The sequence below is a fragment of the Streptomyces sp. NPDC048825 genome, assembly GCF_043198355.1.
In the GTDB taxonomy this organism is placed as follows: domain Bacteria; phylum Actinomycetota; class Actinomycetes; order Streptomycetales; family Streptomycetaceae; genus Streptomyces; species Streptomyces xiangluensis.
Map to the genome: position 1 here is coordinate 339258 of NZ_JBICUR010000011.1, position 15331 is coordinate 354588.

Below are 15331 nucleotides of genomic sequence, written 5' to 3' on the forward strand. Positions count from 1 at the left end.
CGACATCCGCTACTACATCCGTGCCCGTCGCGGAGACCTTCCGCGCGGGCCCGCACCAGAACGACGCCACCCACGACGACACGGTGGCCACGCTTGTGCTCGATGTTCCCGCAGCGGTCTCGAAGACCCGGCTCGCCGACGCGGTCGATACCGTTGCACGGCGTCACGAGGTGCTGCGCACCGTAGTGGTGCCCTCTCCGGTGGGCGGTCCGCCCACGCTGAGCGTCTTCGCCGAGCCGTTGCCCGAGAGCGAAGACCGCCCCTGGACCGTCGCTCTCGTGGACAACGGCCGCGTCGAACTCGCTGCATCGACCCATGTCCTGGACGCCGAGGGCCTGTTGCTCCTCGCAGGTGAACTGGAGCGCGAGCTGCGGGACGGGCCCGCGACCGCGACGGACCAAGGCGATCCCTTGCAGTACGTCGATGCCGCCGCGTGGCTGCACGAGGTCCTCGACGATCCCGATGCGGCCCGAGCCCGCGCGGGCCAGGAGGCGGCGCACGGCGGATTCGACGAGGCGAGTGAGGTGCTGGCGCGGCTGCGCTCGCTGGGGACTGCGCCCTCGGCCGCCGCCCTCGAGGCCGGTGAACCCTCCGCCCCGGAGGCGGGGACGCGGACCGTCGGCCTAGCTGATCCGGACGCCGACGCCGAAGCCCTGCTCCTTGCCGCCTGGCTCGTGGTCCTGCACAGGTTCGGCGGTGCCCAGGCGCTCGGCGTTAGGGTACGCACCGGCCTTCGCGAGGTGCCTCAACTTGGGGATGTTCTCGGTCCGTTGAGTTCCTGGCTAGGGCTGAGGCATGAGTTCGACGCTGCCCGCACTCTGGCGGACGTGGTCGACACAGTGCGGACAGCACGGGCCGTCCAGCGTGAGAGCGTCGAGCTGCTGGGGAATCTGTCCGCGGTGATCGGGCCGATCGGCTTCTCATTCACTCAGGTGCCGGAGCGCGTGGGCAGCTGGTCCGTCGTGGGGCTCACGGTGCGGGGCACCGGGCCCGGGCTCCACCTCGCTGCTGTGCGGCGCGGCGACCTGGTCGAGCTAAACCTCGAAGGCGCGCACGCCGTCGAGCTGGGCGCGGAGGTGACCGGCCAGCTCCTGGAAGCGCTCACCGCTGTCCTGGAGCAGATCGAGCGGGCGCCCGGGAGGCGGATCGGCCGGGTCGGCCTCGGCACCCCCGCCGCGTCGTCGGCCGCTCCCGCGACGCCCACGGCCATCGACTGGCAGGACGCCACCCTGCCCGGACTGATCGGCCGCATTGCCGCGCGAACGCCAGGTGCGATTGCTGTACGCAGCGGAAATAGCAAACTGTCGTACGGTCAACTCCTGACGGATGCCGATCGGTTGGCGGCTGGCCTGAACGCGGGCCCCGAAGACATCGTCGCCATCCTCGTGCCGGAGCCCGTAACCCGCCTGGTGGCCCAGTTGGCCGCACTGCGCGCCGGGGCCGCCTACCTGATCGTCGACCCGGGCGACCCGGCCGACCGGATCGCCACCCTCCTCAGCGACGCGTCCGCCCGCGTCTGCGTGGCCACGGCGGACACGGCGCCACTGCTGGGGGACAGCAGTGGCCGTCAGCTGGTCCTGGTGCCGGACAACAGCGTCGGCAATGAGACAGACGCCGACCCGCCGGCAGTGGACACCCTGTCGGCCCTGAGCCCCGACCACCTCGCCTATGTGCTCTTCACCTCCGGGTCCACTGGCCGGCCCAAGCCCGTCGCGGTCACTCACCGCAACGTTGTCAACTACCTCGGCTGGCTGGCCGAAATCGGTCTGATCGGACCGGACACCGTATTGCCGGCGACCGCAGCGCCGATCTTCGACGCATCCCTCAAGCAGCTGTGGGGGCCGCTGGTGCTCGGCGGCACGGTCATGCTGCCACCGGCAGGGGAGCGACCCGCCGAGACGCTGGCGGCGGCGGTCTCCTCTGTCGACGCCGTCGTAGGCCCCGACGTCACAACCGTCAACACCGTCCCCCGGCTGTGGGACGAGACGCTGCGGGGCCTTGAGTCGGCCAACGCCGGGACTGCCCCTCGCGAGCGCTCCCTGGATGTACTGCTGGGAGGCGAGGCACTCACTGCCGAGCTGGTGGAACGTACCCGCCGGATCCTGCCGGGGGTACGGCTGTGGAACTTGTACGGGCCCTCCGAGACCACGGCCAACGCCACGGCTGGGATCGTCACAGACGAGGGGCGGATCAACCTCGGCGGTCCGGTTGGCGCCACCACGCTCCACGTACTGGATGACGCGATGGCACCCGTGCCACCCGGGGTGATCGGGGAGCTGTATGTCGGCGGCGCCGGCGTCGCGCGCGGATACGTGGGCCGGGGCGGGCTGACCGCCGAACGGTTCGTTCCTGACCCGTTCTCCCGCACAGCCGGCGCCCGGCTGTACCGCACCGGAGACCTCGTCCGGATCGGCGCCGACGGCCTGCCGGAGTTCTGCGGGCGGGCCGACAGCCAGCTGAAGGTGCGCGGCTACCGCATCGAGCCCGACGAGATCGAGGCGGTTCTGCTGCGTCACCCCGCCGTTACCGCTGCGGTGGCCGACGCCCGCGACGGCCGTCTGGTCGCCTGGGTGGTACCAGGCGCGGACGGGCCGCCCACCGTGGAGCAGCTGCGCGAGCACTGCGCCGCCGTCCTGCCCGCCTACCTGGTGCCTGCGGTCTTCGTCGCTCTGGACCGGGTGCCGTTGACCGCACAGGGCAAGACCGACCGGCGCGCTCTGCTGGACCCTGTGGACGGACATCTTGAACAGGGAAGCCAGTTCGTCGCGCCGCGTACCCCGGCTGAAATGGTCGTCGCGGAGATCTGGCGCACCGTCCTTGGCGTCGGGCGCGTCGGAGCCCACGACAACTTCTTCGCGCTCGGCGGCGACTCGATCCGCGTCATGCACACCGTCGCCCGCGTCCGCGAACTGATGGGGGCTGAACTCCCGCTGCAGGAACTGCTCACCGCGCCCACTGTCGCGGACCAGGCGCGCCTGCTGCTCGAGCACGACCAGGACGGCTTCGTCAGCGAGTTCGCCGAGGCGTTCGCCACGCTCGACGACCCGTCCGATGCAGCCGACTCGACCCATACCACCGGCTCCGCCGATGACGCCACCGAGGAACAGTCATGACCGATTCCGAACGTCTTGAACGAGCCCGGCGTGCCCTCGCAGCACGCCGTCCGCAGCAGCATTCCGCCACGACCCATGTGCCCCGTCGGCCCGACGCCCTGCAGGTCGTCCTCTCGGAGAGCCAGCTCCAGCTGTGGACGGCACATGCTCTCGACCCGACCGGCGGCTCCTACACCGTGCCGGCCGCCCTCGACATCGACGGCCCTTTGGACGCCGCAGCGCTCACCCGGGCCTTCGATTGGCTGCTCGCACGGCACGAAGGACTGCGCCTGGCCACCGAGGAGGTGCGCGGCAGACCGCAGGCACGGCTGCTGAGCGAACTGCCCCCGTTGCGACACGCCGACCTGACCGACCTGGATCGCCCTGCTGCCGAACGGCGCCGGGACGAGCTGACCGACGCCGAACTGCGTGCCCCCTTCGCGCTGGACAGCGGCGGAACACTCACGCGCGGCCTGCTGATCGCCCTGGCACCCGACCGCCACCGGCTCGTCGTCGCCTTCCACCACCTGGTCGTCGACGGACTGTCGGTGAGCGTCCTCATCCAGGAACTCACCGATGCCTACGAGGCCTTCCACACAGGCGGCCCCCTGCTGCCCCCGCCAAACGGACCCTCGTACGCCGACTACGCCTGGTGGGAGCGACACAGCGAGGACGCGCCGTCGCCCCAGGCGTCGCTCGCCTACTGGCAAGCCGAACTGGAGGGCGCCCCGCGCGGGCTGGGCCTGCCCTTCGACCATCCTCGCCCGGCTGTTCGCGGACACCGGGGGCGGCACCTGATCCGCACCACAGGACCCGCTCTGCGCGAGCGTGCCGAGAAGTTCGCCTCCGGCTGCGGAGTGTCCGTCTTCGCCGTCCTGTACGGCGCATGGCGGGCGGTGCTGCATCGTGCAGCCCTCACCGACGACCTGGTGATCGGTGTGCCAGTGGCCAACCGGGTCCGTCCCGAACTGCGTCGTACCGTCGGCCCGTTCATCAACACGCTGCCATTGCGTAGTCGACTGCGCGACGGTGCGACGCTGCGTGAGCTGGCCCAGGAATCCGCTCAGACCATCGCCCGCTCGCTGGACCACCAGCACGTACACACTGCGGCGGTCGGCGGCAGCACCGGATCCCCGTTGTTCGGGGCCATGTTCGCCTACCTCGGTGAGGACCGCTCCCAGATACGCCTGGGCAAGGCCGTCATGACGCCGGTACCCGCCGAGACGGCCACCTCCAAGACCGACGTGACGCTCAGCGTGGCCAGCCGCGGTGACGACTTCGAGCTGATGCTCGAGTACGACACCGAACTGCTGGGCGAGTCCACCGCGGCGGCCCTGCTCGGCGCCTACCTTCGGTTCCTGACTGAAGCGCTCGATGCGCCGGATCGCAGCGCTCGGCTGTTGCCCCTCACCGAGCCCGGCGCGCTGCCCGGCCCGCAGGCCGAGTCCGTGGTCGAGCACGCCCTCGACCAGGCTTTCCTGCGCTCGGCAGCCCAGTACCCCGACCGCACCGCGCTGAACTGGCGGGGGGTAGGCATCTCGTACGCGGAGCTGGCCGATCGCGTCGACACTTTGGCCCGGCACCTGGTGGCCGGCGGGGTCGTGCCCGGCGAACGGGTCCCGCTGTATCTGGAGCGCGGGCCCGCGCAGGTTGTGGCGATACTCGCCGTCCTGCGGGCGGGCGCCGCCTATGTGCCGCTCGACGTGCACAACCCGGAGGACCGCATCCGCCATGTCGTCGGCGACAGTGGCGGTCGCCTCGTGGTCTGCGGCGCGCAGGGGGCGGGAGGCATCGGCAAGGGACTGCGGCAGGTGTCGGTCGATGAGCACGGCCGCCCCCTCACGGTCCTGGACACAGCTGAGATCAGGCTGCCCAGCAGGCATGTCGGCGACATCGCCTACGTCATCTACACCTCGGGTTCCACGGGTCGTCCCAAGGGCGTGGAGGTCGCGGACGCCCAGGTGATGCGGCTGTTCACATCAACGGGCCGGCACTTCGGCTTCGGGCCCGAGGACGTGTGGAGCTTCTTCCACTCGTACGCCTTCGATGTGTCCGTCTGGGAACTGTGGGGCGCGCTGCTGCACGGCGGCAAGCTGGCATTGGTGCCGGACGACACCGCCAAGTCTCCGCAGGACATGCTCGCCTTCCTGGAAGAACTCGGCGTCACCGTGTTCAGTCAGACACCGTCGGCTTTCAAGGGCATCGTGGCCGCCGACGCCGCCGAGGGAGCCACGCGCAGCCTAGCTCTGCGGCACGTGGTCTTCGGTGGCGAGCGGCTCGACGTGAACACCCTGCGGCCCTGGATCGACGCGCGCGGCGACCGGGCTCCCCGCCTGGTGAACATGTACGGCATCACCGAGACCACCGTGCACACAACCTTCCGCGTCATCACGGCCGCCGACCTGGGCGACCGCACCGGAAGCCCCATCGGCGTACCGATCGACGACCTGACCTTGTATGTCCTCGACGAGGGGCTCAACCCGCTGCCGCCCGGCCTGGTCGGCGAACTCCACGTCGGAGGCGCGGGCGTCACCGTGGGCTACAGCGGCCGTGGTGCGCGCACTGCCGAACGGTTCGTTCCCGACCCGTACTGCGACACACCAGGCGCCCGCCTGTACCGCAGCGGAGACCTGGCCCGGGTCACACAGGACGGTGAGTTCGAGTACTGGGGCCGCGCCGATGCCCAGGTGAAGATCCGGGGCTTCCGGATCGAACTGGGCGAGGTGGAAGTCGCCCTCGTCGCCCACCCGGACGTAGCCGCCGCGGTCGCCGACGTACGCGGCGAGCAACTGGTGGCGTGGCTGGTGCCCGCCGCCGGCCGTGACCTGCCCGGCGTGTCCGAACTGCGCGAGCACGCAGCCGGCCTGCTGCCGCCCTACATGGTGCCCGCGGTCTACACCGTCCTGAGCGAGGTGCCGCTGACCGTCAACGGGAAGGCGGACCGGCGCGCCCTGCCCGACCCGGCGCAGGCCCGGCTTGAAGCCGACACCGTCTTCTCTGAGCCACGTACGCCGCTGGAGCGGACCGTTGCCGACGTCTGGGCCGAGGTCCTCGGTGTCGACCGGGTCGGCGTGCACGACAACTTCTTCGCCCTCGGCGGCGACTCCATCCGCGCCGTGGGGATCACCGGAACGTTGCGCGCTCTCGGCCACGAGACCCGCGTTCACGCGGTGTTCCAGCATCAAACTGTCGCCGAGTTCGCCGCTCATCTCGCGGAGAGCCGGCCCGACATCCTGGAACGCGCCGAGCCGTTCGAGATGATCAGCGCCGATGACCGGGCCGCGCTTCCCACGGACGTGGAGGACGCCTACCCGTTGACCGCGACCCAGGCGGGCATGCTGTATCACCTGCACCTGCACCCGGAAGCGGGAATCTACCACAATACGGTCAGCGTGCGGATGCGTGGTCGTCTCGACCCGGACCTGCTGCGCCGAGCCCTCGTCGACACCATGGCCCGCCACCCCGTTCTGCGCACCAGCATCTCCATGGACGGCTACTCCGAGCCGCTGCAGATCGTGCACCGGGATGTGGAGCCGCGCCTGACCGTGCATGATCTGTCGGGCCGCAGCGCGGACGAACAGCGTGCCCAGATCGACGCGTTCGTCGCGCGTGAGCGCGTCGAACACCTCGACCTGGAGACCGCGCCGTTGCAGCGGCTCGCCGTCCACCTGCTCGGCGACGACGAGTTCCAGCTGACGGTCAGCGAGAACCACGTCATCCTCGACGGCTGGAGCTGGACCTCCACCCTGACGGAGATCCTCAGCCGCCAGGCGGCTCTCCTCGACGGCGCACCCGACTATGCCGAACGATGGCCCGAACTCCCGCTCCGCTACGCCGACTTCGTCAAGACGGAGCGGGAAGCGGCCAACAGGACGGACGTTGCGGAAGTGTGGCGGGAGCGGCTCGCCGACGCCGAACCGCGATCCATCGCGGATCTGCGCCCGGCCGGGCTGCCGCAGGTGCGGCGCGTCGAGGTCGACATCGACTCGGATACTTCGCAGCGCCTGGCAAGGCTCGCCAAGGAGGAGGGCCTGCCCCTCAAGAGTCTCGCTGTGGGCGTGCACTTCAAGGTGCTTGCTGAGGCGCTCTCTGTGACCGACCCGGTCACCGGCATGGTGCTGCACGGCCGCCCCGACCTGCCCGGCGCCAAGGACCTGCGCGGCCTGTTCATCAACATGCTGCCCACCTCGGTCTCGGTGCCCGGCGGCAGCTGGCGCGACCTCGCGCGGCGCGCATTCGACGAGGAACGCGCTCTCCTGGAACACCGGCACACCCCGCTCATCAGCGTGCAGGAGGCCCTCGGTAACGACCCGCTGTTCGACGTGGGCGTGAACTTCGTCCGCTTCCATGCCCTCGGCGAGGTCCTGGACACGGGGGTGGTGCAGCTCGTCGAACAGCACGCGGGGTCCGCAGAGGACACCAACTACGCGGTGATGGCGACCTATTCGGTGCACCCGCCCGCGCACGAGCTGGGTCTGATCCTCGCTTACGACAGCGACCGGGTCTCCGACGAATGGGCGGCCGGTCTCGCCGCGATGTACGCGCAGGCGCTGCGCTGCTTCGCGGCCGACCCCGACGCCCCGCACGACGCGGCCGGCCTGCTACCCCACGATGCTGAGACCGCGGCACGCCGCGCCGACGGCGGTGCGCTCGACGTCCCGACCGGCACCCTGGACCAGGCTGTCGCCGACGTGGCCGCCGCGCGGCCGGGGGCGGTTGCGGTGACCGGACCCGACGGCGCCCTCACCTACCGGAGACTGACCGAGCGGGCCGCGGCAGCTGCCAACGGCCTGGCCGCCGTCGGTGTGCGCCGGGGCGACCTGGTCGCGGTGGTCGCCCGGCGTGGCACCGATCTGGTGACCGGATTGCTCGCGGCGATGAGGGCGGGCGCTGCGTACGTGCCCGTCGACCCGGAACTGCCACTGGAGCGCATCGCTCACGTGATCCGCGACTCGGGCTGCCGGACGGCTCTGACCGCGCATCTCACCGACGACGACGCTCCGGTGCTCGCGCTTCTCGCCGAGGAGGGCGTCACCGTACGTACCGTCGCCGGCGCGGCTGCCGATACGACGGGTGCCGTCCCGGAGCAGGCCGACGCCAACGACCTTGCCTATCTGATCTACACCTCGGGATCCACGGGTGTGCCCAAGGGAGTCGGCGTCAGCCACCGCAACGTGCTCGCCTACCTTCAGGCCTCTGCCACCGTGATCGAGCCCACCGCGCAGGACGTGGTCGCGGTCCGCTCCACCTTCACCTTCGACCTGTCGGTGTGGGAGCTGTTCGCGGGCCTGGCGGCCGGGGCCCGCATTCACCTCGTACCGGGCGAGGTGGCCGCGGACGCACAGCAGCTCCACATCCACCTGCGAGCCGAAGGCGTCTCCATGCTGGCCACCACACCGACCATCGCACAGGAGCTGGCCGCGGTGGACGGCTCCGCCGACACGGGAGGTGACCCGCTGGGGTTGCGGGCGCTGCTGCTGGCCGGCGAGGAGGTGGTACCCGCTCGGTTTGCCGACTGGTTCGAAGGGCCTTCCGCGCACGGCTGCCGGGTCTTCAACTGGTACGGCCCGACCGAGGCCACCGTCCTGATGACGGTCGCCGAGCTCACCGCCGAGGTCACCCGCAGACAGCGGGCACCCATCGGGGGACCCGTGCCCGGCTCCACGATCTGGGTCCTGGACGAGCGGATGCACCCAGTTCCTCCCGGCGCTACGGGCGAGCTGTACATCGGTGGCGACCAGGTCGCCCAGGGCTATTGGCGGCGCCCCGGCCTGACCGCCGAGCGCTTCGTGCCGGACCCGTTCTCCGGGGTTCCCGGGGCCCGGCTGTACCGGACCGGGGACCGGGCCCGCCACCGGGCCGACGGCCAACTGGAGTTCCTCGGCCGCTTCGACAACCAGATCAAGCTCCGTGGCCACCGCATAGAACTGGGCGAGGTCGAGTCCGTACTTCTCGACCACCCGAGCGTGGCCGACTGCACCGTTGTGGTGCACGGCACTGCTGGGGCCACACCCCGCCTCGTGGCCTACGTGGTGCTCGAGGGGCCGGGCCTGGACCGCCGGGAGCTGCGGACCTGGGCGGCCGGGCGGTTGCCGCGCTATGCGCTGCCCGCGGCGATCCGCCCTGTTGAGCAGATCCCGCACACCGCCAGCGGCAAGCTGGACAAACGCCGCCTTCCCCCGCCCACCGCTGACGATTTCCTGGGGGCCGCGAGCGCTCAGCCGCCGCGGGACGAGACAGAGCAGGAATTGCTCGCTCTCTGGCAGGAACTGCTTGGCCTAGACGGACTCGGCATCCGAGACCACTTCTACGAGGCCGGCGGCCATTCCCTGCTCGCCACCCGGCTGCTGGTGCGCATCCGACGTGAGTTCGGGGTGAAGCTGCGGGTGCAGCAGGCCTTGGTGGACTTCACCGTGGCGGGACTGGCCGAGTTGATCAGGTCGGCGCGGGGCACCGTCGCGGCCGGGGAAGCAGGGCCGCGATGAAGTTCGTCTCGCTGCTGGCGACCCGCTCACGTGCCACGGTGATCGCTGCGCTGTTCGCGGGCCTGCTGTCCGGGGCGGCCACCGTGGGCCTGATCGCGGTTCTGCAGCAAGTCCTGGACCAGCTGGACGACCCGGGTGCCTTGCTGATCGTCTCCTTCATCGCAGCGGCGTCCACCGTTCTTCTCGCCGGGGCGGTCTCCTCCGTCCTGCTGATCCGGCTGGCCCAGCGAACCATCCAAGAACTGCGCATGGAGCTGTGCCGCCGGATCCTGGACAGCGGGATGCGGCGCATCGAGCGCGTCGGGACAGCCCGGCTCCAGTCCGCTCTCACCGACGACGTACAAGTGATCACCGGGGCGGTCAGCAGCGTGCCGTTGCTGGTCATGAACAGCGCGATCGTGATCGGCGCCTTCGTCTACATCGGGCTGCTCTCGCTCAAGGTGCTGCTCGGCATGGCAGGCGTGCTCGCCCTCGGCTTGGTGCTCTACCAAGTCCCGGTGCGCCGGGCCGGCGCACATCTGCGCCGCGCCCGTGAGCACCAAGACGCCATGCACGCCCACCTGGAGAGCGTCACCCACGGTGCCAAAGAGCTCAAGCTGGACCGTGAGCGTCGCGCTGCCGTCATCGACGGCGGGGTCGGTGGCACGGGCAGGCTGCTGGTGCGGGACACGACCAGGGGCGTGGCCCTGTACACCGTTGCCGGCTCCTGGGGGCAGCTCCTCTTCCTCGCCAGCATCGGCGTCATGCTCTTCGCCGGACCACGCTTCGGGACCAGCGACGGTGACCTGACCGGCTTCACCCTGGCCGTCCTGTACATCAACACGCCGCTGGTCACAGTCCTCAACCTGATCCCGGCGCTGGGCAGGGCCGCAACAGCCCTGAAATCCCTCAACTCCCTCGACCTGGGCGACGAGAGCCAGTTGCGAGTACCTCGGCCACGCCGCAGTGAGGAGGCCACCCGCGCGACGCTACGGCTGCGTGCCGCGGCTTTCCACTACGGCTCCGAAGACGACGGCACCGGCTTCGAGGTCGGACCGATCGATGCCGACTTCGAACCCGGCACCATCACGTTCCTGGTCGGCGGCAACGGCAGTGGCAAGACCACACTGGCCAAGATGGTCTGCGGCCTCTATCCGCCCAGCGGCGGTGAGATCAGCCTCAACGGCGTGCCGGTGACCGGAATCGAGATCGAAGCACTGCGGCGGAACGTCGCCGGGGTCTTCTCCGATGTCCACCTCTTCCGAACGCTGCCGGCCCGCCCGGACGTCGACGACGAGGCCAACCGCCTGCTGGCCCACCTTGGCATGGACAGCAAGGTGACGGTGCGCGACGGAGAGTTCTCCACCATCGCGCTCTCCACCGGTCAGCGCAAACGCCTCGCCCTCGTCTGCGCTCTGCTGTCCGATCGGCCGGTGCTGCTCTTCGACGAGTGGGCCGCCGACCAGGACCCGGAGTTCCGGGACTTCTTCTACACCGAGGTCCTGCCGACCCTGCGCGAACAAGGCAGGACAGTGGTCGCCATCACCCACGACGACCGGTACTTCGGCGTTGCCGACCAGGTCCTCAAGCTCGAACGAGGCAAGGCCGTCGAAGCGGCGGTCGGGGCCACGCCCGCCGTCTCCGCGTCCGGCGCAGCATGACCCGGCCACAGCACCACCACGCCATCCACCCGACTCCCGTACTCACATTCCGGTACACACCTTGAGGAGCACAGCCATGTCCGAAGCCACGTTGTACGACGTCGTTCGCAACGACGAGGAGCAGTACTCCATCTGGGAGGCCGACCGCGAACTCCCTCTCGGCTGGCACCGGCAGGGCACCCGCGGCACCCGTGACGAGTGCCTCGCACACATCGACCGGATCTGGACGGACATCCGTCCGCGCAGCGTCCGCGAGCGCCAGGCGCGACAGGCATGACACTCCGGCACACGACCGGCTCCGACACACAGAGGGGAATCCCCATGAACGGCACCGGGCTCGACTACCTCCGCACCCATGTCACGGGTGACTTCAACGACATCCTGATCGACGTCCGAGCCAGCAACGGCTGCTGGCTCATGGACGAACGGGACGGCTCCCGCTACCTCGACATGTCCATGTTCTACGCATCGGCGCCGCTGGGTCACAACCACCCCGGGCTGCACGGTGATCGGGAGCTCGACGAGGCGCTGCTCGCCACCGCCCGCATGAAGCCGGCCAACCCCGACTTCGGCACCAGCGAGCAAATACGGTTCGTCACGGCCTTCCTGAACGCGCTCGGCTCGGACGACATGCCGTACGTCTTCTTCATCGACGGTGGAGCCGCTGCCGTCGAGAACGCCCTGAAAGTCGCCTTCGACTGGAAAACCCAGCACAACGCGGCACGCGGCATTGCGGTGCGCGGCTCGCGAGCCCTGCACCTGGAGCGCGCATTTCACGGCCGCAGCGGCTACACGATGTCGCTGACCAACACCGATCCGGCAAAGACACGGGATTTCCCGGCCTTCGACTGGCCGCGCATCCCCAGTCCGGCCGTCAATGACATGGATCGGTGGGACGAGCCGGGCCTCTTGGCGGAGGAGGAGCAGGCGCTCTCCGCAGCCGAGGCCGCCTTCCACCGCTACGCCCACGAGATCGCCTGCTTTGTCTTCGAGCCCATCCAGGGCGAGGGCGGCGACCGCCATCTGCGTCCGCAGTTCCTGACCGCCATGGCCGAACTGTGCCGCACCCACGACGTACTTTTCGTCGCGGACGAGGTGCAGTCCGGTTTCGGCATCACCGGCGACCGTTGGGCCTGCGACACCCTGGGTCTGCGCCCCGACCTGATCGCGTTCGGCAAGAAGACCCAGGTGTGTGGCGTCCTCGGCGGTCGGAGGGTCCAGGAAGTGGAGAACAACGCGTTTCGGGCTTCGAGCCGCCTCAGCTCCACCTGGGGAGGCAACCTGACCGACATGGTCAGGGCCACCCGGATCCTGGAGATCGTCGAGCGTGAGGGGCTGTTCACCGCTGCCCGCACCACCGGGGCATATCTGCTCCGAGGGCTGCGCGAACTCGCCGCCGACCTCCCTGAATTGGTCAGTGACCCGCGGGGCCGGGGCCTCATGTGCGCCATCACCTTGCCGGATCAGGAGGTACGTGACCGGGTGGTCGCACAGGCCCTGACCAAGCACGGGGTCATCTTCCTCGGATCCGGCCGACGCGAACTGCGCTGGCGGCCGCCGCTGTCGGTGACGGAGGCCGATCTCGCCACGGCTCTCGAGGCACTGCGCGACGTCCTCAAGGAAGAGGCCGCGGGAGGAAAGCCGGCATGAAACGGATCACCCGACCTCACCCCCGCCCCTGGGCGTCCCGCCGGCTCGTCTGTCTCGGCTTCGCTGGCGGTGGCACTGTGGGGTTCCGGCCCTGGGCACGGCAGTTGCCGGTCGACGTCGAGCTGCGCGCCCTGTGCTACCCCGGGCGTGAACTGCGCTACGGAGAAGAGATCAGCGACGGTTGGCAGGGCTTGGTCACCGATTGCGCGGACGCAGTGGCGAATGAGGTGCGTGGACCGTACGTGCTCTACGGCCACAGCATGGGCGCACTGGTTGCCTATGAGGTTGCCAGAACCCTCCAGGCTCGAGGCGCGGACGGTCCGGAGAGCCTGGTGCTGTCCGGGCACATCGCACCACAGCACTGGACGGGAGCCCGGTCGGCCGCCCTCGCCGGTGCACCGGACGCGGAGCTGTCCGCCTGGCTGAAGGCAACTGGTGGAGCACCGGAAGCGGTGCTGGCCAATCCTGATCTGCGTGCCATGGCAGTCGATCTGCTCCGGATGGATCTGGCTGCGTACGCCACCTACCGATACGAGCCCGGGGAGCGGCTGCGTGCCGGAATCCATCTGCTGGTCGGCGAGGCCGAGTCGAGCCCTCTGCACGATGACTGGTCCGAACTGACCGAGGGGCCCTGGTCGATGGCAGTACTGCCGGGCGGTCACTTCTTCACGTCCAAAGTCTGGAACTCCCTGCCGCGCTACATGCCGGTCTTCGGCGCCCACGACCTGGCCGGGTCTGTGAGCTGACAATTGCAGTAGGAGATCTTCCGCCGAGACGGAGCCGGTTCATGGACGGGATATCCGTTCCATGAAACCGGCTCCGTCTTTGGAACGTGGTGGTGAGGGATCTGGTCCACGTGACATGTGCAGAGGTCGGCGGGGTCGCAGTACTGCGTGGCCTTGCGAAAGGTGTCGCGGATGCTGCTCGCTCTCTCCATGGCGCTGCCGGGGTATGGCAGGTCGGTGAGCACGGGTGACGGTGATCCATGCGGTGAAGGCGATGGCGGGGCGGTCGCTGCGCAGGCGAACGCCGACGTGGGGCAGGCACGCTGCGTACACCGGTACGGCGCTCAAGCGGGCTTGACCGAGATGTCTCCGTTGCCGCTGGTCAGGTCGATCCGGTGGAGGCCAGCCGGATCATTGCGGATACCGAGGTGCTTATCCCCGTTGCCAGTCTTCACGGAGATCCGGTAGCTGCTGGCGGGCACGTTAATCGTCAACCCCCCATTCGTGGTCTTGGCGCGGATATCCTGCGCTTTTCCGGGGGTCAAGTCGATCTCGCCATTCGAGGTCTCGGCGTCGATCTGGCTGCCCAGTAGATCCTTCCCGTTGATATTTCCGTTGGAAGTCCGGGCCTTCACGCGTCCCGCTACCCCTTCCATGGAGATATCGCCGGAGTCGGTCTTCAGGTCCACTGAGCCCACCTGCGACAGGCTGGCGGCCCCCCTCGACGTCTCACCTTCGACCGGGACCCCTGCGGGCACCTCTACCGTGTAATCCACCTTGCAGTCGTCGCCACAGCCGCTAAGCACCAACTGCCCCTCATCGACCCGGTGAGTCGCCCCATCTGGCTTGTCTCCGTGATACGTGACTTCGCGGTGTACAGAGACCTTGCCGAGATCCTTTTGGCCGCGGAGCGTGACGCTGCCTGTACCACTGTCCAGCCGCACTGACGTGACCTGCTCTTGCAGCGATGCGTCATCCTCGAAGGTCTCCCCCGGCCCGCACGCGCTGAGGCCCACAGCGGCTAATCCGCCTGCAAGCACGGCCGAGAACGAGCGTAGTCGCATCGCCATGTCATCACTCCATGTCCTGAACGGTGAGGGCCGACCATGAAGTTAACGGCGTCAGATCGTCCGCGGCGATAGTGGTATCACCACCTTTCGACCACCGGCTATCTCGAACGTGGTCCGGGATCTGCCTGTGGGGCAGTGGGAGGAGGGAGGTTTCTGCCGAGCATCCTCGGCTACCACCTCGCCATGAGGATCCGGACTAGGGCCTGTCCGGCGGACATGACGTGACAGTACCGAGGAAGACCGCGCGGGCTTCCACCACTTCGGCGCGCGTCGGCGAGACGCCGCCTGCGCATCGACGGTTCCCCGGAGGCTAAGACGTCATCTCATTTGGCTGGGTAAGCTGCCGGTCGTGGCAGGGATCGTTGAGCGGCTGGTGCCGGACGAGTTGTGGGAGCTGTTCCAGCGGGTGGTGCCGGAGGCGCCGTCGCGACCTCAGGGCGGTGGCCGACGTCGGCACGGCGACCGCGAAGTGCTGGCCGCGATCGTCTTTGTGGCGACATCGGGCTGCACCTGGCAGCAGCTGCCGACCGCCTCGTTCGGGCCGTCCGGTGCGACGGCCCACCGACGATTCACTGAATGGACGAAGGCCCGTGTGTGGGCCAAACTCCACCGCCTGGTCCTCGACGAACTGGGATCCCGCGGCGAGCTGGACTGGTCCCGGTGCGCGAT

The 15331-nt window shown here is 69.3% G+C and carries 8 protein-coding genes; 7 read left to right on the forward strand and 1 reads right to left on the reverse strand.

Annotation, left to right across the window (positions count from 1 at the left end; genetic code table 11):
- Window positions 1–20 precede the first annotated feature (20 nt).
- The 6 genes from ACGFNK_RS26800 (at window position 21) to ACGFNK_RS26825 (ending at window position 13613) form a co-directional block, all read left to right on the forward strand.
- A complete protein-coding gene (locus ACGFNK_RS26800) occupies window positions 21–3113 on the forward strand; it encodes an amino acid adenylation domain-containing protein (RefSeq protein ID WP_393419890.1) in 3093 nt (1030 codons plus the stop codon).
- Window positions 3110–9577 (forward strand): amino acid adenylation domain-containing protein, encoded by a 6468-nt coding sequence (locus ACGFNK_RS26805; protein WP_393419892.1) that lies wholly within the window; start codon window positions 3110–3112, stop codon window positions 9575–9577. The genes ACGFNK_RS26800 and ACGFNK_RS26805 overlap by 4 nt, the downstream gene beginning before the upstream one ends.
- Window positions 9574–11217, forward strand: a complete 1644-nt coding sequence (locus ACGFNK_RS26810; protein WP_393419894.1) for a cyclic peptide export ABC transporter — start codon at window positions 9574–9576, stop codon at window positions 11215–11217. Before ACGFNK_RS26805 ends, ACGFNK_RS26810 begins: the two co-directional genes overlap by 4 nt.
- Window positions 11218–11293: 76 nt before the next feature.
- A complete protein-coding gene (locus tag ACGFNK_RS26815; protein ID WP_393419896.1) occupies window positions 11294–11494 on the forward strand; it encodes an MbtH family protein in 201 nt (66 codons plus the stop codon).
- A 44-nt stretch (window positions 11495–11538) separates the two neighbouring features.
- On the forward strand, window positions 11539–12867 hold the full coding sequence (lat, locus tag ACGFNK_RS26820; protein WP_393419898.1) for an L-lysine 6-transaminase: 1329 nt from the start codon (window positions 11539–11541) through the stop codon (window positions 12865–12867).
- Complete coding sequence (locus ACGFNK_RS26825) at window positions 12864–13613, forward strand: thioesterase II family protein (protein ID WP_393419900.1); 750 nt, start codon at window positions 12864–12866, stop codon at window positions 13611–13613. Before lat ends, ACGFNK_RS26825 begins: the two co-directional genes overlap by 4 nt.
- A gap of 323 nt (window positions 13614–13936) precedes the next feature.
- Here ACGFNK_RS26825 and ACGFNK_RS26830 read toward each other — a convergent pair whose 3' ends face one another.
- Window positions 13937–14662, reverse strand: coding sequence for a DUF4097 domain-containing protein (locus ACGFNK_RS26830; protein WP_393419902.1), 726 nt, complete (start codon window positions 14660–14662; stop codon window positions 13937–13939).
- A gap of 340 nt (window positions 14663–15002) precedes the next feature.
- Here ACGFNK_RS26830 and ACGFNK_RS26835 point away from each other — a divergent pair.
- Window positions 15003–15331: transposase (locus tag ACGFNK_RS26835; RefSeq protein ID WP_393419919.1), on the forward strand; the 329-nt coding region annotated here is incomplete at its 3' end.

What these genes read in the sequence shown, in the direction of transcription:
- ACGFNK_RS26805 (WP_393419892.1), top strand. Translation starts at nt 3,110, where the DNA reads ATGACCGATTCCGAACGTCTTGAACGAGCCCGGCGTGCCCTCGCAGCA.
- ACGFNK_RS26810 (WP_393419894.1), top strand. Translation starts at nt 9,574, where the DNA reads ATGAAGTTCGTCTCGCTGCTGGCGACCCGCTCACGTGCCACGGTGATC.
- ACGFNK_RS26815 (WP_393419896.1), top strand. Translation starts at nt 11,294, where the DNA reads ATGTCCGAAGCCACGTTGTACGACGTCGTTCGCAACGACGAGGAGCAG.
- lat (WP_393419898.1), top strand. Translation starts at nt 11,539, where the DNA reads ATGAACGGCACCGGGCTCGACTACCTCCGCACCCATGTCACGGGTGAC.
- ACGFNK_RS26825 (WP_393419900.1), top strand. Translation starts at nt 12,864, where the DNA reads ATGAAACGGATCACCCGACCTCACCCCCGCCCCTGGGCGTCCCGCCGG.
- ACGFNK_RS26830 (WP_393419902.1), bottom strand. Translation starts at nt 14,662, where the DNA reads ATGGCGATGCGACTACGCTCGTTCTCGGCCGTGCTTGCAGGCGGATTA.